Source organism: Mycolicibacterium llatzerense (genome assembly GCF_025331195.1).
In the GTDB taxonomy this organism is placed as follows: Bacteria; Actinomycetota; Actinomycetes; order Mycobacteriales; family Mycobacteriaceae; genus Mycobacterium; species Mycobacterium llatzerense.
On record NZ_LXOV01000012.1, the window covers coordinates 583,356 to 603,683 of the forward strand.

The 20,328-nt window shown below is 67.9% G+C and carries 21 protein-coding genes; 3 read left to right on the forward strand and 18 right to left on the reverse strand.

Translation table 11 applies throughout. The features are described from left to right. Positions 1-9: 9 nt before the first annotated feature. Positions 10-177, forward strand: a complete 168-nt coding sequence (locus A7G45_RS17675) for a hypothetical protein (protein ID WP_260938977.1) — start codon at positions 10-12, stop codon at positions 175-177. Between the two features lie 16 nt (positions 178-193). Here A7G45_RS17675 and ppc read toward each other — a convergent pair whose 3' ends face one another. The 4 genes from ppc to secG form a co-directional block, all read right to left on the reverse strand. Continuing rightward, positions 194-3,001 (reverse strand): phosphoenolpyruvate carboxylase, encoded by a 2,808-nt coding sequence (gene ppc / locus A7G45_RS17680; protein WP_260938980.1) that lies wholly within the window; start codon positions 2,999-3,001, stop codon positions 194-196. Positions 3,002-3,052: 51 nt separating this feature from the next. Next, positions 3,053-3,436, reverse strand: a complete 384-nt coding sequence (locus A7G45_RS17685) for a hypothetical protein (RefSeq protein ID WP_260938983.1) — start codon at positions 3,434-3,436, stop codon at positions 3,053-3,055. Continuing rightward, positions 3,433-4,041 carry an MspA family porin gene (locus A7G45_RS17690; protein WP_276555371.1) on the reverse strand — a complete coding sequence of 203 codons (609 nt, stop codon included), beginning with the start codon at positions 4,039-4,041 and terminating at the stop codon, positions 3,433-3,435. Before A7G45_RS17690 ends, A7G45_RS17685 begins: the two co-directional genes overlap by 4 nt. Positions 4,042-4,273: 232 nt before the next feature. Further along, positions 4,274-4,510, reverse strand: coding sequence for a preprotein translocase subunit SecG (secG, locus tag A7G45_RS17695; RefSeq protein ID WP_260938987.1), 237 nt, complete (start codon positions 4,508-4,510; stop codon positions 4,274-4,276). 112 nt (positions 4,511-4,622) lie between these two features. On the opposite strand from secG, the gene A7G45_RS17700 reads away from it, so the two are divergent. Further along, positions 4,623-5,012 carry a hypothetical protein gene (locus A7G45_RS17700; protein ID WP_260938989.1) on the forward strand — a complete coding sequence of 130 codons (390 nt, stop codon included), beginning with the start codon at positions 4,623-4,625 and terminating at the stop codon, positions 5,010-5,012. Between the two features lie 48 nt (positions 5,013-5,060). On the opposite strand, the gene tpiA is transcribed toward A7G45_RS17700, so the two are convergent. The 10 genes from tpiA to A7G45_RS17750 all read right to left on the reverse strand — a co-directional run bounded on the left by tpiA (position 5,061) and on the right by A7G45_RS17750 (position 16,722). Further along, the gene (gene tpiA / locus A7G45_RS17705; protein ID WP_260938991.1) at positions 5,061-5,846 is read right to left on the reverse strand and encodes a triose-phosphate isomerase; all 786 of its coding nucleotides are present in this window, start codon (positions 5,844-5,846) and stop codon (positions 5,061-5,063) included. A gap of 3 nt (positions 5,847-5,849) precedes the next feature. Continuing rightward, positions 5,850-7,076: a phosphoglycerate kinase gene (locus tag A7G45_RS17710; RefSeq protein ID WP_043396471.1), complete on the reverse strand. Its 1,227-nt coding sequence runs from the start codon at positions 7,074-7,076 to the stop codon at positions 5,850-5,852. Positions 7,077-7,105: 29 nt separating this feature from the next. Beyond that, positions 7,106-8,125 (reverse strand): type I glyceraldehyde-3-phosphate dehydrogenase, encoded by a 1,020-nt coding sequence (gap, locus tag A7G45_RS17715; protein WP_260938995.1) that lies wholly within the window; start codon positions 8,123-8,125, stop codon positions 7,106-7,108. Between the two features lie 145 nt (positions 8,126-8,270). After that, positions 8,271-9,248 (reverse strand): DNA-binding protein WhiA, encoded by a 978-nt coding sequence (gene whiA / locus A7G45_RS17720; RefSeq protein ID WP_043393046.1) that lies wholly within the window; start codon positions 9,246-9,248, stop codon positions 8,271-8,273. After that, on the reverse strand, positions 9,245-10,327 hold the full coding sequence (locus A7G45_RS17725; protein WP_260938997.1) for a gluconeogenesis factor YvcK family protein: 1,083 nt from the start codon (positions 10,325-10,327) through the stop codon (positions 9,245-9,247). Before A7G45_RS17725 ends, whiA begins: the two co-directional genes overlap by 4 nt. Next, on the reverse strand, positions 10,324-11,232 hold the full coding sequence (rapZ, locus tag A7G45_RS17730) for an RNase adapter RapZ (protein ID WP_234711553.1): 909 nt from the start codon (positions 11,230-11,232) through the stop codon (positions 10,324-10,326). Before rapZ ends, A7G45_RS17725 begins: the two co-directional genes overlap by 4 nt. A gap of 29 nt (positions 11,233-11,261) precedes the next feature. Then, positions 11,262-13,283, reverse strand: a complete 2,022-nt coding sequence (uvrC, locus tag A7G45_RS17735) for an excinuclease ABC subunit UvrC (protein WP_260939000.1) — start codon at positions 13,281-13,283, stop codon at positions 11,262-11,264. A gap of 9 nt (positions 13,284-13,292) precedes the next feature. After that, positions 13,293-14,648: a UDP-N-acetylmuramoyl-L-alanine--D-glutamate ligase gene (murD, locus tag A7G45_RS17740; RefSeq protein ID WP_260939002.1), complete on the reverse strand. Its 1,356-nt coding sequence runs from the start codon at positions 14,646-14,648 to the stop codon at positions 13,293-13,295. Continuing rightward, complete coding sequence (locus A7G45_RS17745; RefSeq protein WP_260939003.1) at positions 14,645-15,976, reverse strand: MurL-like N-terminal domain-containing; 1,332 nt, start codon at positions 15,974-15,976, stop codon at positions 14,645-14,647. The genes murD and A7G45_RS17745 overlap by 4 nt, the downstream gene beginning before the upstream one ends. After that, positions 15,973-16,722 carry a hypothetical protein gene (locus tag A7G45_RS17750; protein ID WP_260939004.1) on the reverse strand — a complete coding sequence of 250 codons (750 nt, stop codon included), beginning with the start codon at positions 16,720-16,722 and terminating at the stop codon, positions 15,973-15,975. Before A7G45_RS17750 ends, A7G45_RS17745 begins: the two co-directional genes overlap by 4 nt. 60 nt (positions 16,723-16,782) lie before the next feature. Here A7G45_RS17750 and A7G45_RS17755 point away from each other — a divergent pair, with 60 nt between their 5' ends. Continuing rightward, positions 16,783-17,268, forward strand: a complete 486-nt coding sequence (locus A7G45_RS17755) for a GNAT family N-acetyltransferase (protein ID WP_260939006.1) — start codon at positions 16,783-16,785, stop codon at positions 17,266-17,268. On the opposite strand, the gene A7G45_RS17760 is transcribed toward A7G45_RS17755, so the two are convergent. The 4 genes from A7G45_RS17760 to A7G45_RS17775 form a co-directional block, all read right to left on the reverse strand. Further along, the gene (locus A7G45_RS17760) at positions 17,243-17,719 is read right to left on the reverse strand and encodes a PH domain-containing protein (RefSeq protein WP_260939008.1); all 477 of its coding nucleotides are present in this window, start codon (positions 17,717-17,719) and stop codon (positions 17,243-17,245) included. The genes A7G45_RS17755 and A7G45_RS17760 overlap by 26 nt on opposite strands. Further along, positions 17,716-18,189: a 6,7-dimethyl-8-ribityllumazine synthase gene (gene ribH / locus A7G45_RS17765; protein WP_260939010.1), complete on the reverse strand. Its 474-nt coding sequence runs from the start codon at positions 18,187-18,189 to the stop codon at positions 17,716-17,718. The genes A7G45_RS17760 and ribH overlap by 4 nt, the downstream gene beginning before the upstream one ends. Before the next feature lie 22 nt (positions 18,190-18,211). Then, the gene (locus tag A7G45_RS17770) at positions 18,212-19,471 is read right to left on the reverse strand and encodes a bifunctional 3,4-dihydroxy-2-butanone-4-phosphate synthase/GTP cyclohydrolase II (RefSeq protein WP_260939012.1); all 1,260 of its coding nucleotides are present in this window, start codon (positions 19,469-19,471) and stop codon (positions 18,212-18,214) included. Between the two features lie 118 nt (positions 19,472-19,589). Continuing rightward, positions 19,590-20,198 (reverse strand): riboflavin synthase, encoded by a 609-nt coding sequence (locus tag A7G45_RS17775; protein WP_043392634.1) that lies wholly within the window; start codon positions 20,196-20,198, stop codon positions 19,590-19,592. Between the last annotated feature and the right edge of the window lie 130 nt (positions 20,199-20,328).

Genomic DNA, 20,328 nt, shown 5'->3' on the forward strand with positions numbered 1-20,328 from the left:
GAAGCCATCATGATCATCAGCACCGACGCCTTGATCGTCATCATCGCGGTTTCAGCAATCGCCTTACTCATCGCTCTCGGGGCGATGTTGATGAAAAAGAGCTTTCTCCTGCTTGTCAAAGGCCGGGCAAGCCGGCCGGCGCGCGTCGCCCACCACGGCTGGATGCCGTTCCGCTAACGGCGAGCCAAGATCGCTACCCGCTGTTACGCAGCGCGGTGGCCAACCCGCTCATGGTCAGCAGGATGCCGCGTTGCACGAGTTCGTCGTCGTCGCCTGACCGGTAGCGGCGCAGCAGCTCGACCTGCAGGTGGTTCAGCGGCTCGAGGTAGGGGAACCGGTTGAACACCGACCGTGCCAGGGCCGGGTTGTCGGCGAGCAGGTCATCGTGCCCGGTGATCAGAGCGTGCATCCGGATGGTGCGCTCGTGTTCGGCAGCGATCTTGTCGAACACCCGATGGCGCAGCGCCTCGTCGTCCACGAGCTCCGAATACCGCGCTGCCAAGCCGAGATCCGACTTGGCCAGCACCTGCGCCATGTTGGACAGCACGGTCCGGAAGAACGGCCACTTCGCATACAGGTCTTGCAGCACCGCGAGGCCGCCGTCGGTGCTCTCGACGAATTCCTCGAAGGCCGTCCCGGTGCCGTACCAACCGGGCAGCATGACCCGCGACTGGCTCCAGGCCAGCACCCACGGGATGGCCCGCAGATCGGAGATCGACGTGGTCGGCTTGCGCGATGTCGGGCGACTCCCGATGTTGAGCGCACCGATCTCGCTGACGGGCGTCGACGCCTTGAAGTACTCGACGAATCCCGGTGTGTCGTGGACCAATGCGCTGTAGGCCCGCTGGGCCCGCTCGGCGAGGTCGTCCAGCACGTCGTACGCAGGTGCTGCCGCGTCCCCGAGCCCTTCGACGTCGAGCAGCGTCGACTCCAGGGTCGCGGCCAGTAGGGTCTCCAGATTGCGATGCGCGGCATGCGGTTCGGCGTATTTGGCGGCGATGACCTCGCCCTGCTCGGTGATCCGCAGCGAGCCCCTGACCGCACCGGGCGGCTGCGCGAGAATCGCGTCATAGCTCGGGCCACCGCCGCGGCCGACGGTGCCGCCGCGACCATGGAACAGCCGCAGCCGAATACCGGTCTTGCGGGCCGATTCCACGAGATCGAGCTCGGCCCGGTACAGCGCCCAGTTGGCCGCCAGGTAGCCGCCGTCCTTGTTCGAATCTGAGTAGCCCAGCATCACCTCCTGGTGGTCGCCGCGGACGGTGACGATCGAGCGGTACAGCGGAATAGCAAGGGCCGCTTCCAGAATCGACGATCCACGTTGCAGGTCGTCGATGGTCTCGAACAGCGGCACGATGCCCACCGGGCTGTACGGTTCGGGCCCGGCCGCGTCCAGCAGGCCTGCTTCTTTGAGCAGCACCGCAGCTTCCAAGAGGTCGGACACCGACTGGCACATCGAGATGATGTAGTTGGGAACCGCCGGCGGCCCGAAGACCTCGACCGCCCGGGCCGCCGCGGCGACGATGTCCAGTTCCTTGCGCGCCAGCTCCGACAGCTCGGCGTCTCGGCTCACCAACGGCCGGCGGGTGGACAGTTCGGTGACCAGAACGGCGACGCGTTCGTCCTCCGGCAGCGATGCGTAGTCGGGATGCACGCCGGCCCACGCCAGCAGCTCGGCAACCACCTGCTCATGCACTTCGGAGTTCTGCCGCAGATCCAGGCCACACAGGTGAAAACCGAAGACCCGCACAGACTCTCGCAACCGGGCCAGCCGGTCGTCGGCCAGCACACTGGTGCCGCCGGCACGCAGCGAGGCGTCGATGACATCCAGGTCGGCCAGCAGCTCGGACGGCGAGGTGTATTGCGGCAGCCCGAGGTCCAGCTCGTGCTCGGGTTGCCGGTCGAGGACCTCGGCGGCGGTGGCCGTCAGGCGCCCGCGGATCACGTGCAGCGCCTGGCGGTACGGTTCGTCGGCGTGGGCCGGTTCGGGATGCTGGTCGGCCAGCGCCTGCAGCGCATCGCTGACGCGGACCAGCCGCGCCGACATGGACAGCTCGTGTTCCAGCGCAAGGAGTTCGGCGAAGTAGCGGTCGAACGCGGTGTAGGCCGCGCTACCGGTGGCCAGCCGCACCACGTCGGCGGTGACGTTGGGGTTGCCGTCGCGGTCACCGCCGATCCACGAACCGGGCCGCAGGATCGGCGTCTCCAGCAGTTGAGCATCCGGCCAGCGCGCCTGCAGCGCGGTCCGCACGTCCGCGTTCACCTGCGGGATGACATCGAAGAACGCGGCGGGGTAATAGCGCAGACCGGTGGCGATCTCATCTTGAATCTTCAACCGCGACAAGCGGATCAGCGCGGTCTGCCACAGGGTGAGGATGTGCCGGCGCAACTCGGTCTCGATGTCGCGGTCGTCGCGCGTCAAGGTGTGTCCGTGCAGTCGCAGCCGCATCAGGTCGGTGATCCGGTTCTGGGTGTCGAAGATGGTGCGCCGCCGGGTTTCGGTGGGGTGAGCGGTGATCACCGGCGAGACCAGAGCGCCAAGGAGCGCGTCAGCGACGGCCGCCGCGTCCAATCCGCCGGCCTGGTCCAGCTTGCGGTACGTCGCGGCCAGGCTGCTGTCCTGCGGCGGCTCGCCCGCCGCCACGTGCACGGCGCGCCGCCGTTCGCGGTGGATGTCCTCCGCGACGTTGGCCAGCAGCGCGAAGTGGGTGAACGCCCGGATCACCGGTATCGCCTGATGAATGTCTATGCCGGAGAACAGCGCTGCCAGCTCCGCCCGGTCGATCTCCGACCGCCGCACCCGGAACGATTCCACTCGCGCCCGTTCCACCAAGTCAAAGACGGCGTCGCCGTTCTGTTCGCGCACGGTGTCGCCGAGGATGGCGCCGAGCAGCCGGATGTCCTCGCGCATCGGTTCGGTGGCCTCACGGCCGAGTTCGGTGCGCTGAACCGATCCGATCGGCAGCAGCGCGGTGTCGGGGACGTTCGGAAGCTCTGCCATCACCTCAGTATCGACGGTGGACGCCGGTGCTGCAGGGCACGGCTGCCTGGTTCACGGCGAACCAACCGGGACGATCGGCGTTGACGACGTCGTCGGCGACGGATTCGTCGTCGATGGCGGCGCCGATGGTTTCTGCCCGTCCGGCAGCACAATCGGGGACGCCGCGCTATCGCGGTTGTCGCCGCCACCCCCACCGCTGCTGTCTGAATCCACGTTGGGTGGCCAATCCACCGCGGTCGGGGGCCAGGCCTTGGCCGACGAGCTGCCGCCACCTGGTGGCGCGCAACCCGATCCGGCGCCGAAGTCACCCGCGCCGGTGCAGTCCGCGCTTGCCGGCGGAGAAACCGTGAGCCAAACCGAGACCGCCCAGGCCACGACGCCGACCGCCGAGAGCCATCGGCGTCCGGATATGACAGGCATTCGCACGGCGCTCATAGCTGCAGGATGTCCCCGTACGCATTCACGCTGTCGTCGTTCTTGTCGGTGTCGATGGTCACCGTGGAGAAGAACCGGATGGCCACTGCCCCGCCGCAGGCGTCGACCTTGACGTGTGCGTCGTGCACGGTGATGCCACCGTCGCGGCCCTTCAGCGTTTTCTTCCCCAGCACCACGTTGGTGATGGTGCCCGGCAACAGGTTCACCGAGACGTTGCCCTCCAGATCGGCGTACGGACCGATGGCATTCAGCACGTTTCCGCTGAATCCGGGGTTGATGCCGATGTCGGCATCACCTCCGACGCTGGCGCCCTCACTGAGGTCGACCTGGCAGCCCAGCTGCAAGCCCACGATCAACGTCCCGTTGTTCACCGCCGACGAGCCACTCCCGTCGATGGTGGCCTCGGCCCGGCCGGTGACGAATCCCTCGCGGGTGAAGGCCGTAGCAGCCATGTTGGGCACCGAGTTGACGGCCATCTGGGTGAGCGAAACTCCAAGGCGCCAACCGTCTTCGGTGTTGATGGCCTGCCGGACGTCGGCGACCGGCAGCGGATCGGCTCGCGCCACCCCGCCGGCCACGCCACCGGTTATCGAGAGCAGCGCCATCGCACCCGCGCCGATACGCACACGTTTCACCACAGACTCCGCCCGACGTAAGCGACCACTGTCCCGGCGACGCCGCCAGGTATCGAGGCGAGCGTAGGAGCGGGCGCTAAGCGCGTCCTGTCATCGGCATAAGTGCCAGCCAAGCACCGGCTGGACGCTTCCTGTCAGTGGCAGCAGCACAAACAAAACCGGCCACGCCTGACAGGCGTGGCCGGTTCGGAAAATCTGAAAATTAGGCGCCGTACTTGATCTGCAGCGCGATGCCGACGATCGACACCAGCCAGATGCCGGTGATGAAGTACGTCAGGCGGTCCAGGTTCTTCTCCACGACGGTGGAGCCGGACAGGCTGGACTGCACGCCGCCGCCGAAAAGGGTCGACAGACCGCCACCCTTGGCCCGGTGGAGCAACACCAGCAACACAACCAACAGGCTGGTGACGATCAACGTGATCTGCAGGGCCAAAATCATGACCCACAGCTTACCGGGTAGGGCGCCGCGCTCCTGCCGCGGACCACCGTCGGGTCGTCACCATGGTCGCGACCACGTTGCTGGATTTGCCAGAAAATTCACAGTTTCGGCGATGCGGGCCGCGGTGGCGGCGCACTATGAACAGATCAGCATCCACTACTCGGCCCCTTTGGAGGCCAACATGTCCGTCCTCAAATTTGCTTCAGCAGCTTTGCTGGCTGCCGCATTGGCGGTCACCACAGCACCGGTCTCGATCGCCGCACCCAGCGATGACACGTGGGACATCGAGGCCTACGACAACTGCATGAAAAAGACCGTCCGGAACGCCGACCTGTGCTGCATAGAGTCGGGAGGCATCCCCGGCATGGACCCCGAGACAGGCTGCCACGCGCCACCGGCCAAGGCAGCTGACGCACCGCTGACGACCACGACGACGAGGCCGCTACCCGGAGGAATCAACAGGGGCAACCTGCCGACCATGGTGTTGGAGCCGGCCAACTAGGGCCGGCCCCCTCACCGCTGCGTCACGGCAGCTGTCCAATTCGCCGTTTCACGGCAGCGGCCCACCCGCGGCGATCGCCGACAGCATCGCGAACTGCTCGCCGTCGAGCGACGCACCGCCGACCAGCGCACCGTCGATGTCCGGCTTCGCAACCAGCTCGCCGACGTTCTTGGCGTTGACCGAGCCGCCGTAGAGCACGCGCACGGTCGCGGCGATCTCGGGCGACGCCAGTTCGGCCAGGGTCGTGCGGATGGCCGCACACACCTCCTGGGCATCCCCGGCACTGGCCACCCGGCCGGTGCCGATGGCCCAGACGGGTTCGTAGGCGATCACGACCTGGCTGATCTGCTCGGCGGAGAGCCCGGCCAGCGAGCCGGTGAGCTGGCCGGTGCAGTGCTCGACGTGGTTGCCGGCCTCGCGGATGTCCAGCCCCTCGCCGATACACACGATCGGGGTGAGGCCGTGCTTGAGCGCGGCCTTCGCCTTGGCGGCGACGAGGGCATCATCCTCGTGGTGATAGGTCCGGCGCTCGGAGTGCCCGACGACGACGAACGTGCAGCCCAGCTTGGCCAGGAACGCGCCGCTCACCTCACCGGTGTAGGCGCCGGAGTCATGCTGAGACACGTCCTGGGCGCCGTAGGTGAGCAGGAGCTTGTCGCCGTCGACCATGGTCTGCACGCTGCGCAGGTCGGTGAACGGCGGCAGGACGGTGACGTCGACCTTGGCGAAGTACTTGGCCGGCAAGGCGAAGGCGATCTTCTGCACCAGTCCGATGGCCTCAAAATGGTTGAGGTTCATCTTCCAGTTGCCGGCGATGAGCGGCTTGCGTGCCATGTCCTACGACTCCAGTACTTCGATGCCCGGGAGCGTCTTGCCCTCGAGGTACTCCAGCGACGCACCGCCACCGGTCGAGATGTGGGAGAAGCCGTCCTCCGCGAGTTCGAGCTGACGCACCGCGGCCGCAGAGTCGCCGCCACCGACAACGCTGAACGCGCCCTTGGACGTGGCGGTGATGATGGCCTCGGCGACGCCCTTGGTGCCGTCGGCGAAGGCCGGGAATTCGAAGACGCCCATCGGGCCATTCCAGAACACGGTCTTGGCGTTCGACAGCAGCGCGGTGAAGCGCTTGACCGACTCCGGGCCGATGTCCAGGCCCATCTTGCCGTCGGGGATGCGGTCGGAGGCCACGGTCTCCGGTTCGGCATCGGCGGCGAACTTGTCCGCCACGACGATGTCGACGGGGAGGTGGATGACGTCGGCGTAGGTGTCCAGCAGGCGCTTACAGGTGTCGATCATCTCCTCCTGCAGCAGCGAGGTACCGACCGAAAGCCCTTGGGCCGCAAGGAAGGTGAAGCACATGCCGCCGCCGATGACAATGCTGTCGGCCTTGGTTGCGAGGTTCTCGATGACCGCGAGTTTGTCGGAGACCTTCGAGCCACCGAGCACGACGGCATACGGCCGCTCGGTCGAGCTGGTCAGCTGCTCGAGCACCTTGACCTCGGTGGCCACCAGCGTGCCCGCGTAGTGCGGCAGGATGCCGGCGACGTCGTACACCGATGCCTGCTTGCGGTGCACCACCCCGAAGCCGTCGGAGACGAACGCGCCCGGCGAGCCGTCGGGGCCCTCCACCAGAGCCGCCAGCTCGCGGGCCAGGGCCGCGCGCTCGGCGTCGTCCTTGCTGGTCTCGCGCGGGTCGAAGCGGATGTTCTCCAGCAACAGCACATCACCGTCGGTCAGGCCCTCGGCGCGGGCGAGCGCGTCGGTGCCGACGACGTCACCGGCCAGCTGGACGTGCCGGCCCAGCTTCTCCCCCAGCGCCGCGGCGACCGGCGCGAGCGAGAACTTGGGGTCCGGTCCGCCTTTGGGCCGGCCCAGGTGTGCGGTGATGACGACCTTGGCGCCGGCGTCGGCCAGCGCGGCCAGCGTCGGCACGGAGGCGATGATCCGGCCGGCATCGGTGATGTTGCCGTCATCGTCGAGCGGGACGTTGAGGTCGGAACGGACCAGAACGCCCCGCCCCTCTACACCTTCGCCCAACAGCTCATCGAGGGTCTTGATGCTCATACCTGTCTTTCTGTTGCTTCACTTGCGATCTACAGCGATTTGCCGACCAGTGCGGTCAGGTCGGCGATGCGGTTGGAGTAGCCCCATTCGTTGTCGTACCACGAGACGACCTTGGCTTGGTTGTCGATGACCTTGGTCAGTCCGGCGTCGAACAATGAACTGTGCGGGTCGGTGACGATATCGGACGACACGATCGGGGCATCGTAGTACTTGAGGATCCCCTTCAACGGGCCCTCGGCAGCAGCCTGCATCGCCGCATTGATCTCCGCGGCCGACGCGGACTTGCCGAGTTCCACGGTCAGGTCGGTGACCGAACCGGTGGGCACCGGCACCCGCAACGCATACCCATCCAACTTGCCCTTGAGCTCGGGCAGCACCAGACCGATGGCCTTGGCCGCCCCGGTGGAGGTGGGCACGATGTTGATCGCCGCCGCGCGGGCCCGGCGCAGATCCTTGTGCGGGCCGTCCTGCAGATTCTGGTCCTGGGTGTAGGCGTGGATGGTGGTCATCAAGCCTTTGACGATGCCGAACTCGTCGTTGAGCACCTTGGCGATCGGGCCCAGACAGTTCGTGGTGCACGAGGCATTGGAAATGATGTTCTGACTACCGTCGTACTTGTCGTCGTTGACACCCATCACGATGGTGATGTCCTCACCGGTGGCCGGCGCGGAGATGATCACTTTCTTGGCCCCGGCCTCCAAATGCCCCTTGGCTTTGGCGGCGTCGGTGAAAATCCCGGTCGACTCCACCACGATGTCCACACCGAGGTCGCCCCACGGCAACGCCGCCGGACCCTCCTTGACCGCCAGGGCCTTGATCTTGGCATCACCGACCACCAGCGTGTCGCCATCGACCCGCACGTCATAGGGCAGCCGGCCCAGGATCGAATCGAACTTCAACAGATGAGCCAGCGCGTCGGTCGAGGTCAGGTCATTGACCGCCACGATCTCCAGATCGGTGTTGATGCCCGCCGCTTTTTGCGCGTCCAGAGCGCGGAAGAAGTTACGCCCGATGCGTCCGAAGCCATTGACGCCGATCCGAATAGTCACTGCTGTGCTCCTTTGCCGGAAATCCTGGACAGGTCATGCGGTGAATCCTCAGCCAGCCTAGTGCTGTGACGAACTCCACGTCGGACTCCGACGTGCGCCGCGCGTCGGGTCCGATCCCTGTCCGGTGACCACCGGTCGACGTGCGCTAGGCGTCGTCGAGCAGGTCCGGGGTGACAGCCGACTCGGTGTCCGGAATGCCGTCCTGTTTGGCCTTGCGGTCCGCCATCGACAGCAGGCGCCGAATCCGGCCTGCCACAGCATCTTTCGTCATCGGCGGGTCGGCCAGCCGGCCCAGTTCCTCGAGCGAGGCCTGCCGGTGCTCGACGCGCAACCGCCCGGCGGCCGACAGATGGTCGGGCACCGTGTCACCGAGGATGTCGAGCGCCCGCTCGACCCGCGCCGCGGCCGCGACCGCAGCCCGGGCGGACCGGCGCAGGTTCGCGTCGTCGAAGTTGGCCAGCCGGTTGGCGGTGGCACGCACCTCACGGCGCATGCGCCGCTCTTCCCAATTGAGCCGGGTGTCCTGCGCGCCCATCCGGGTCAGCAACGCGCCGATGGCCTCGCCGTCGCGCACCACCACCCGATCGCTGCCGCGGACCTCACGCGCCTTGGCGCTGACCCCGAGCCGACGGGCCGCACCGACCAACGCCAGCGCCGCCTCCGGTCCCGGGCAGCTGACCTCCAGCGCCGACGAGCGGCCGGGCTCGGTCAGCGAACCGTGCGCCAGGAACGCACCGCGCCAGGCCGCCTCGGCGTCGCCGACGCTGCCGCCGACCACCTGGGCCGGCAGGCCACGCACGGGCCGCCCACGCAGATCCAGCAGCCCGGTCTGACGAGCGAGCGCCTCACCGTCCTGGGCGACCCGGACCACGTACCGGGTGCTCTTGCGGATGCCGCTGGCCGACAGCACGTGCACGACGGCGTTGTATCCGTACAGGTCGTAGATGTCCTTGCGCAGCCGCCGGGCGATGCTGCCCAGGTCGACCTCCGCCTCGACGACGACGCGTCCGGCCACGATGTGCAGGCCGCCCGCGAAGCGCAGCAGCGACGCCACCTCGGCCCGCCGTGCGGTCACCGAGTTGACGACCAGCCGGCTCAGCTCGTCCTTCACTTCCGACGTCATCGCCACGAATCGTCACCTCTTGGTCCTTCAGGGGTCGGCTGCGCACGGTTACCGTCGGCCGACCGAGCGGCGGGAGTGGATGGCTCGTATGCGGGCCGGGCCGGTGCGCTGCCACCACGACGCACCCGCTCCAGAACAGCCGCAAGCCGTGCCGGGTCATGTAAAGGTGTACCAGGTCGGGATACGTCAGCAAACTCGACCTGAGCCCCGAGAAACGACGCCGCCCGACGCAGTTGGTCGCGTTCCCGCTCGCTGGGCACACTCGCCGCGTCGACGACGATGTCGTGCACCGTCAATCCGGGGGCGTGCTGAGACAACACGTGCACATGCCGTTCGGCGGAGAACCCGGCGGTCTCCCCCGGCTCGGCGGCGAGGTTGAGCACCAGGGCCCGCCGCGCCTCGGTGGCCTGCAGCGCGGCCAGCAGTTGGGGCACCAGCACATGCGGGATGACGCTGCTGAACCACGAGCCCGGACCGAGCACCACGAGGTCCGCCGACATGATGGCGTCGACGGCCTGCCGCGTGGCCGGCGGATCGCCCGGCAGCAACCGCACCCGGCGCACCTTGCCCGGCGTCGTCGCGACCGCGACCTGGCCCCGGATCACGCGACTCATCCGCGGATCGGCCTCCAGCCCGGACACGTCGGCCTCGATCTGCAACGCGATGGGGCACATCGGCAGCACCCGGCCTTTGACCCCGAGGATCCGGCCGAGCTCGTCGAGCGCGGCGACCGGATCGGCGAGTACCTCGTTGAGGCCGGCAAGTAGGAGATTGCCGATCGGGTGACCGGCCAGCGCACCGCTGCCGTTGAAGCGGTGCTGGATGATGGTGGCCCACAGCTGCCCGTGCGGACTGTCAGATGCCAAGGCCGCCAACGCCATTCGCAGATCACCTGGGGGCACGATGTCGAGCTCGGAGCGCAGCCGGCCCGACGAACCGCCATCATCGGCGACGGTGACGACAGCCGTCACGTGCGGCGTCAGCCGGCGCGCCGCGGACAGCGTCGCATACAGGCCATGTCCACCGCCGAGCGCGACGATGCGCGCGGGCGCGCGATCCTCCTCGCGAGCGTCCGTCATTCGCGCCCCAGATCCCGGTGCAGCACTCGCACGGTCAGGTGATCGCCACCACGCAGCCGGTTGGCCAGTGCTTCGGCGATCGCAACGCTGCGATGCTTGCCGCCGGTGCAGCCGATGGCCACGGTCATGTAGCGCTTCCCCTCCCTGCGATAGCCGTCGATCACAACCCCCAGCAGCCGATGGTAGGTGTCCAGGAACTCGGCAGCCCCCTCTTGTCCCAGCACGTAGTCCCGAACCGCCGGATGCTGCCCGGTGTGGGGCCGCAACTCGTCGACCCAATGCGGATTCGGGAGGAACCGGACATCCATCACGGTGTCGGCGTCCATCGGCAGACCATATTTATAGCCGAACGATTCGACCGTCACGCTCGTACCGGTCGCAGTTTCCTCGCCGAAGGCCCGCTCGATGCTCGCGCGCAACGCCGGCACCGGCAGCGTCGAGGTGTCGATGATCAGATCGGCCGTTGCACGGACCGACTCCAGCAATCTCCGTTCGGCGGCAATGCCTTCCGCGAGCGTCTGGTTGCCCTGCAGCGGGTGGCTGCGACGGTTCTGCTCGTAGCGGCGGACCAGGATGTCGTCGGATGCCTCCAGGAACAGCACCCGAGGGACGACGCTGCGGGTGGCCAATTCACGGCGAACAAAATCGAGGTCGCCCGTGAAACCCCGGGACCGGACGTCCATCACCACGGCCAGCTTGGTGATCCGCGAACCCGCGGCCAGACCCAGCTCGACCATCCGGGTGATCAGCTCCGGCGGCAGGTTGTCGGCGACGTACCAGCCGAGGTCCTCGAGCACCTTGGCCGCGGTGCCGCGACCGGCGCCCGACAGACCCGTGACCAGAACCACGTCGATTTCACCGGCGGCAGCACCGTCCATCTGATCGTCCGTCACGACTTCGTCCATCCCCCGCTGCTCATCTGGTGGTGCTGCGCTCACTGCCCTGTCCGATCATTGCCGATATCGGTCGGCGCCGCCCCCGAATCCGGCTGGGAATCAGACCCCGGGGAATCAGACCGCAGCGCGTCGACCACCGCCTGCGCCGTCGCCGCCCCGATGCCAGGCACCGCTGTCAGTTCGTCCACGCCGGCCTGCTTCAACCGCGCGACCGAACCGAAGTGGGTGACCAGCGCCTTGCGCCGGTGCTCGCCGAGGCCGGGAACCGCGTCGAGCACCGACGCCGTCATCCGCTTGGATCGCTTGCTGCGGTGATAGGTGATGGCGAACCGGTGAGCCTCGTCACGCACGCGCTGCAACAGATACAGGCCCTCGCTGTTGCGCGGCATGATCAGCGGATCCGGTTGTTCGGGCACCCACACCTCTTCCAGACGTTTGGCCAGGCCGATCACCGCCACGTCCGTGACGCCCAATTCGTCGAGCACAGCGGCCGCCGCGTTCACCTGCGGTCCACCGCCGTCGACCACGAACAGGTTGGGCGGATAGGCGAATCGCTTTGGCCGCGCTGGGGTTTCGGCGGTTTCGGCGCCGGCGATGTCCGCGCCGACCTGGGTGTCGGCCGCATGCCGCGCGAAGCGCCTGCGGGTCACCTCCGCGATGGACGCGACGTCGTCGGACCGGCCGTCGCCGGCGGCCTCGCGAATCGCGTAGTGCCGGTAATCGGATTTGCGGGGCAAGCCGTCCTCGAACACCACCAACGAGGCCACCACGTCGGTGCCCTGCACGTGGCTGATGTCGACGCACTCGATGCGCAGCGGCGCGTCGTCCAGCTCGAGCGAATCCTGAATGCTTTGCAGTGCTTCGGATCTGGCGTTGAAGTCGCCGGCCCGCTTGAGTTTGTGCTGGGCCAGCGCATCCTGCGCGTTGCGCTGCACGGTGTCGGCCAGGGCGCGCTTGTCGCCGCGCTGGGCCACCCGCAGTTGCACCCGGGAACCGCGCAGACCGGACAGCCAGTCGGCGAGTTCACCGGCGTTGTCCGGAAGTACCGGCACCAGAACCTCTTTGGGCACCGGGTTGGTCGCCTCATCGGTGACTCCGGACCCCCTCAGCTCGGCCTGATCGCCGTAGAACTGGGTGAGGAACTGGCTCACCAGGTAGTCCTCTCCGGACTCACCGGGTTCGCCGGACTTCTCGATGACCCAGCCGCGCTGGCCACGGACCCGGCCGCCCCGGACGTGGAACACCTGTACGGCGGCTTCCAGATCGTCGTCGGCGAAGGCCACCACGTCGGCGTCGGTGCCGTCGCCGAGCACCACGGCCTGCTTCTCCAGCGCCCGCTTGAGTGCCGAGATGTTGTCCCGCAACCTGGCCGCCCGCTCGAACTCCAATTCCTCGGCGGCCTCGGCCATCTGCTGTTCCATGTCGCGGGCCAGCCGGTCGGTCTTGCCGGCCAGGAAGTCGCAGAAGTCATCGACGATCTTGCGGTGCTCGGCGGCGCTCACCCGGCCGACGCAGGGGGCCGAACATTTGTCGATGTAGCCCAGCAGACAGGGACGGCCGATCTGGTTGTGCCGCTTGAACACTCCGTTCGAGCAGGTGCGCGCCGGGAACACGCGGGTGAGCAGATCCAGCGTCTCGCGGATGGCCCACGCATGCGAGTACGGGCCGAAGTACCGGACGCCCTTTCGACGCGGACCGCGGTACACGAACAGCCGCGGGTACTCCTCGTTGAGGGTGACCGCCAGCACGGGATACGACTTGTCGTCGCGGTACCGGATGTTGAACCGGGGATCGAATTCCTTGATCCAGTTGTATTCCAGTTGCAGCGCTTCGACTTCGGTCGTGACGACCGTCCACTCGACGCTGCCCGCGGTGGTCACCATCTGCCGGGTCCGCGGCGCGAGCGCCGACAGGTCGGCGAAGTACGAGTTCAGCCGGCTGCGCAGGCTCTTGGCCTTGCCGACATAGATGACCCGGCCATGCGGATCCCGGAACCGGTACACACCCGGCTCCAACGGGATGGTTCCCGGCGCGGGCCGGTACGTCGATGGATCAGGCACTGTTACAGGTTAGTTCGACTGGCTGACAGCATCGGACGCATCCAGGTGGGCATCGATGAACTCACAGAAAGCCGCGGCCTTGGCGACGTAGTTGGCGTACAGGTCGTAGCTGGCCGCCCCCGGCGACAGCAGCACGGCCGTCACTCCTGGTACCGCGGCCGCGGTCCGCACCGCCGCCTGCAGACTGTCCACCGGGTGGACGAACTCGGGGTGTGCCGCGGCGAAACCGCGCCCGATGTCTGTCCCATTGGTCGGTCCCTGGATGAGGTGAACGTCACGTGCACCCGAGAGCAGATAGTCGTCGATCTGTTCGTAGTCGAGCTGACGATCCATGCCGCCGACGATGAGGGCCACCCGGTCGTCGGGCCGCATCGAGCGCAGTGCGGCGACCACGCTCTCCCCCGTCGTGGCCAGGGTGTCGTCGATCCAGCGGACAGCCCCGGTACGCCGCACGACCTGCAGCCGGTGCGGCAGGGCCTCGAATGTGGTTACCGCGCCGAGGAATTCATCCTCCGTCACGGGCCGGCCGATCACCTCGGCGGCCGCGACGGCCGCCAGGGCGCCGTTGACGACGTTGTGCTCGTAGGCCATCACGTAGTCGCCCAGCCCCTCCACCGTCGGGCGTACGGCGTCGGCCGGGTCGACGGTGCGCACCACCGGCGGCAGCGCGATGCCGAGTCGCTCGAGGGCGGCCAGCACCTGCGGTGTGGTGACCAGAACTTCACAGCCGCAGGCGAAGACGTTGGCCTTCGCACGGTGGTAGGCGTCGATGTCCCCGTGCCAGTCCAGGTGGTCCTCGAAGAGATTGGTGATCACCGAAATCCGCGGCGACGCAGTCACCAGGGCGCACTGCTGGCTGGACAGCTCGGCGACCACGACGGCGCCGGTCCCGGGCTCCAGATCCGACAGCGGGATGCCGATGTTTCCCGCCACCACGGCGTCCGCGCCGAGCCGGCCCAGCAGATGCGACAGGAACGACGCCGTCGTGCTCTTGCCCTTGGTTCCGGTGACGCCGACGGTCTGGTCCGCGTACCGGCGCAGGTACCAGTCGGCGGCGCTGGACACCATGGTCCCGGCGTCGCGCAGCTCGGCGAAAAACGGCTGATGCCAGGGTATTCCAGGGCTGAGGAACACCACGTCACAGTCCGCCAGCCGGGTCAGGTGCTCGGCACCGCACCACAGGTTCAGGTTGGCGATATCGCCGGGTGCGTCCAGGGTCCCCCGGCCGGCGTCGTCGACGGCGTCGATGCGTGCCGCCCCCGCGGCAGCCGCGGTGCGGGCCAGCGACTGGCCTTCCTTGCCGAAGCCCCAGATGCCGACGGCGGCACCGGCGAGGTCGGGACGCTGCCGCGGTACCGGCGTCATCGCCGGGCGTCCAGGGCGGCGCGGTAACGCTCGGGCACGTACTCCACGGCCGGGCTGTCGTCGTGGTCGGCGGCGACGCGCGCCAAATCGGCACGCGCACTGCGGAACTGTTCGACCAGCGGCAGGCCGGCCCACGACTCGTCGTCGAGGATGGTCAGCATCGATTCGGCGGCCTCGTAGTACTCGCCGACGCATTCGAACGGCTTGTGCGCGCCGACCCCGAGGATGTCCTCGAACTCGGCGCGGCTGTCGGTGTCCTCGAACAGGTTTCGCCCGAAGATCGCCTCGACCTCGGTGCGGCCCAACCGCGGCGCCATCAGCACGAAGACGAACTGGCACTTCGGGCAGTGCCCGCACCAGGTGGCGCCGCGCCGGCCGGCGTCCAGCGCGAACGGCCGGTTACAGCTGATGAAGGCACGGAAATACTGCGGGCTGGCGGCGAACCGGTCGGCGATCTGCGACTCGGAGAGGCCGCGCAGCAGGGAGAAGTACCGGTCCGGATTCAGCCCGTACGCGGCGAGGGTGTCCCGCAGCAGCGTCTCGTAGGTGACGCTCTTGGACCACTGGTGGTTGATGTCCTGGCCCATCCATTCGACATTGCCGACGTTGGACGAGCGCTCGTTGGACAGCACCACCGGCCCGAGGCCCTTGGCATCGGCGACGATCAACCCGATGATGCTGTTGATCGCGGTGACCGGGATGTGCCCGTTGTAGGCGCCGGCGGCGTTGACGTCGATGAGGGTGCGGTCGATGGTCCGCATGACGCGCACGTGCGGCAGCCCGCTGATCTCGACACACCGGTCGATGGGGTCGAACTTGTTGACGTTGAACAACACCGGCTGCAGCGGGGCGAGGGCCTCGATGGTCACCACCGAGTCCTTGCCGCCACCGACCGGCACCAGCGGCGCGGCGTCGGGGTTCCAGGTGTCGGGCCGCTGCTCGGCAATCTCGGCGCGGTCGCCGGTGATCTCCGGGCTCAGCGCGCCGGGCAGGTTGTTGCGGTAGGCGTACTCACCGAGGCCACCGGCGAGCACCTGGCGCAGATAGTCGCGTTCGAAATCGTAAGTCGGGAAAGCGATTTCGATCTGCGGCGGGGCAGCCGCCTTGTAGTAGCTCAGCGAGCAGGTCAGCGTCAGCAGCCGCAGCAACCGGTCGTCGGGCCGACCACCGGCCAGGCTCTCCCCGAAGTCGACGGTCTCGGCGAAGCTGACGTCGTCGGCGGAATCGGCCCCGCACATGGTGTAGCGCCCGCGGAACACGCCGCCCTCGATGTCGTACCCGTCGATGCGGAACGACTTGTAGGACTGTGGGACAAAAGGTTTGGTCACAGCTGCTCCAGGAACGACGGATGGGCGGAATCAACGGGGACGGGGCGGTCGCCGAGTCGGGCGACGGGATGCGTGCAGTATTGCGGCGAGATCCACCAGGCCCGGCGCACCGCGTCGAGCGGCGCCGAAGCGCGGCGCGCGACGGGACCCAGCACACCGCAGGCCTGCAGTTGATCGAGGATCGAGACCGGCTCCGGGTTGTCGAGGCCGACCAGCTCGGCACCGACGTCGAGCACCAGTGCACCGGCCACGGCCGGGGTGACGTCGGGACCGGGCCCGATGCCGTCGACGCAGCCCTGTTCGGCCAATCGGCGCAGCAGCAGGTCGACGGTGCCCAGGCTGGTGGTCCGGGCCGCCATCCGCAGCCACTGCTCGTCCGTCGGCGCCGGCGCGGTCCAGTCGCTGTCCCGCCGGCCGATCCGGACCGGTTCGGGTGCATGGATCTGAGAGGGCGTCCCCGTCGCCTCGCACCGGCCTCCGCCCACGATCGTGACGGTCACGGCGACCAGTGCGGGCCCCTCGGAGAACCGAGCCACCGCGGCGCCGAGAGCGGCCTGCGTGGGCATGGTCAGCCCGAAGTAGTCCGCGGGTTCGGCGAGGTGATTCCACAGCCACGCGGTGTCGACGGTCCGGCCCTGGTAGATCGGCACGGTCACCGTCGGGTTGGCACCAAGGCGGCCGACCAGTTCGGCGGGTGCGATCGCCACGACGTCCAGCGGCGGCGAAGGCATGCGAAAATCGGTCACTATCAGCAAATTCTATCCCATGGGAGGGAGCGGACAGGTGAGCCTCATGGTGGGGCGGCTATGACCGGGACAGGGGTGATCCGGCTCACCGAAGCCGACTGGCGGATGTTCGCCGCGCTGCGACTGCGGGCGCTGGCCGATTCCGCGGGGACCGACGATGCCGAGTACCGCACCGAGATGAGCTTCACCGGGACGCAGTGGCGCCGGCGGCTGCGGGCCCACGCGCAGTTCGCCCTCGCGTACGAGGACCGCCTGGTGGGCCTGATCGCCGCGCATCGGGCCAGCCCCGGCTCGGTGTACCTGTACTCGCTGTGGACCGATCCGATCGCCCGCGGCCACGGGGTGGCGCGCACCCTGCTGACCGCGGCCATCGACTGGGGACGCGGCCTGGGAGCGCACACCGTGACGCTGCGGGTGCACCGGAACAACGACGCCGCGCTCGGGGTCTACCGGGCCTTCGGGTTCGTCGCCACGACCGATCCGGCCGGCGGTTCCCAAATCCCCGGTCGGGCAGACGAACTCACGATGTCTTTGACGCTGAGTTGAGGTCCGGGCGGTATTTCACGACCAATTCGCGGAGGCGATCCATCGCATCGACGGCCCGGGCCTTGTCGACGGTCTGGATGGCCATGATCGGAACGTACTCGTCGTCGGGCAGGTCGACGCGCGCCCACCGCGCCCCCAGCGGGAACGACACGCCGGCGACGTCGGACCAGGCAATGGTCTTGTCGCTCAAGACGTTACGGATGACGATGCCGGCCGGACCGACCCGCAACCGGGAGCGCGTCGGCAGCAGTACCGCGCCGGCGAGGATGACCCCGAGCAACGCCATGGACACCTGGTCGGCGGTCTGGAAGATCACCCCGGTGGCACCGATTTTCAGCAGCGCGCCCACCGTGACGTGCACGGCGATGATGACGGCGGCCGCCACGTAGGCGACGATCTTCACACGCTGCGGCCGGACCTCGAGGTCCCAGCCGGCGGTTTCCTTCGTCATCGACGCAGGTCGCGCAAGGTCAGCGCGGTGGCCAAGGCCGCCGACGCGGCCTGCTCACCCTTGTCCTCCGCCGACCCGGGCAAGCCGGCGCGGTCGAGCGCCTGCTCTTCGGTGTTGACCGTGAGGACACCGTTCGCGACGGGCGTCGACTCGTCGAGCGACACCCGGGTCAGGCCCTGCGTGACGGCGTCACACACGTAGTCGAAATGGGGCGTGCCACCCCGGATCACCACACCCAGCGCGATCACCGCGTCGTGGGTCTTGGCCAATTCCTGTGCCACCACGGGGATTTCGATGGCACCGAGCACCCGGACCACGGTCGGTTCGGCGATACCCGACGCGGTGGCGACCCGAAGAGCGCCATCGAGCAGCGCGTCGCAGACGGTGGTGTGCCAGGTGCTGGCGACGATGGCCAGCTTGACCCCGGACGCGTCGAGCGCCGGCATGTCCGGAACGCCGACACCGCTCATTTGCGTTCTCCGACCGCGCAGCTCATTTACCGTCTCCGTCTGTCGTGTCACCGGCGAAATCGTCGAGCCCGCTGAGGTCGTGCCCCATGCGGTCCCGCTTGGTCATCAGGTAGCGGATGTTGTCGGCGTTGGGGCCGATGGGCAGCGGCACGCGCTCGATGATGTGCAGGCCGTAGCCGTCCAGACCCACGCGCTTGGCCGGGTTGTTGGTCAGCAGCCGCATGGACCGGATACCGAGGTCGACCAGAATCTGGGCCCCGATGCCGTAATCCCGGGCATCGGCGGGCAGGCCGAGTTCCAGGTTGGCGTCGACGGTGTCGGCGCCGGCGTCCTGCAGCTGGTAGGCCTGCAGCTTGTGCAGCAGGCCGATGCCGCGGCCTTCATGTCCGCGCATGTACAGCACCACGCCGCGGCCTTCGTTCGCCACCATCTCCATGGCGGCGTCGAGCTGGGGGCCGCAGTCGCAGCGCCGGGAACCGAACACATCACCGGTCAGGCATTCGGAGTGGACGCGCACCAGGACGTCGTCACCGTTCTCCACGGAGACATCGCCGCGCACCAACGCGACGTGCTCGACGTCCTCGTACATGCTGGTGTAGCCGACCGCGCGGAACTCGCCGTGCCGGGTCGGGATGCGGGCCTCGGCGACGCGCTCGATGTGCTTCTCGTGCTTGCGGCGCCACTCGATCAGATCGGCGATGGAGATCAGCGCCAGGTCGTGGTCGTCGGCGAAGACGCGCAGCTCGTCGGTCTGGGCCATGGAGCCCTCGTCCTTCTGGCTGACGATCTCGCAGATCGCACCGGCGGGCTGCAACCCGGCCAGGCGAGCCAGATCCACCGCGGCCTCGGTGTGACCGGGCCGACGCAACACGCCACCGTCCTTGGCGCGCAACGGAACTACGTGTCCGGGCTTGGTGAAATCGTCGGCGACAGCGTCCGGATCGGCCAGTGCCTGCATGGTCTTGGCCCGGTCGGATGCCGAAATACCGGTTCCCACACCCTTTTTCGCGTCAACAGTGACGGTGTAGGCAGTGCCGTGCTTGTCCTGGTTCACCGCGTACATCGGCAGCAGACCCAGCCGGTCGCAGACCTCGCCGGACAGCGGAACGCACAGGTAGCCCGAGGTGTAGCGGACCATGAAGGCCACCAACTCCGGCGTCGCCTTCTCCGCGGCGAAGATCAGATCGCCTTCGTTCTCGCGATCTTCGTCGTCAATGACGACGACAGCCTTGCCCGCCGCGATATCGGCTATCGCCCGCTCGACGGAATCAAGCCTCGTCATCTCCACCACCCTTGCCGTGGCCACCTCAGGGCCAAGTTGATCACCTACCAGTATGAACCACTGGTACAGGCCGACTTACTCCCGCCGGTCCGCTCAGCGGACACGGCACGACCGGCCGCTACTGCGCCGGGGTGAGCAGCCGCTCGACGTATTTGGCGATGACGTCGACTTCCAGGTTCACCGTCGTCCCCACCGGGGCGCGGCCCAACGTCGTCAGCTGCAACGTCGTTGGAATCAGAGAGATCTCGAACCAGTCGCCCTGCTCGTCGCGCCCCAGGCCGGACACCGTCAGCGACACCCCGTCCACGGTGATCGAGCCCTTCTCCACCACGTATCGGGCCAGCTGCGGCGGCAGCGCGATGCGCACGACCTCCCAGTGCTCCGAGGGTGTGCGCGACAGCACAGTGCCGGTGCCGTCCACGTGGCCCTGCACGATGTGCCCACCGAGGCGGCTGTTGATCGCGGCGGCGCGCTCCAGGTTGACCCGGCCACCGACCTCGACGCCGGCCAGGCTGGACCGGTTGAGGGTCTCGGCCATCACATCGGCGGAGAACGCGCCATCGGGCAGCACGTCCACGACAGTCAGGCAGACGCCGTTCACCGCGATCGAGTCGCCGTGCCCGGCATCGGTGGTGACCAACGGGCCGCGGATGACGAACCGCGCCGCATCGGTCAGTTGGTCCTTGCTGACGATCTCGCCGAGCTCTTCGACAATGCCGGTGAACATGCGCCCAGCCTAACCACCCCCTCAGCTACGCCCCGAGCTCCTTCTCCCTGAAGTCCCGCCGTCGCCGATATCGATCGGAACAGCCCGAAATTCGAGTTCAGCAACCATGCCTGAGGTTCTACCGGCCGAT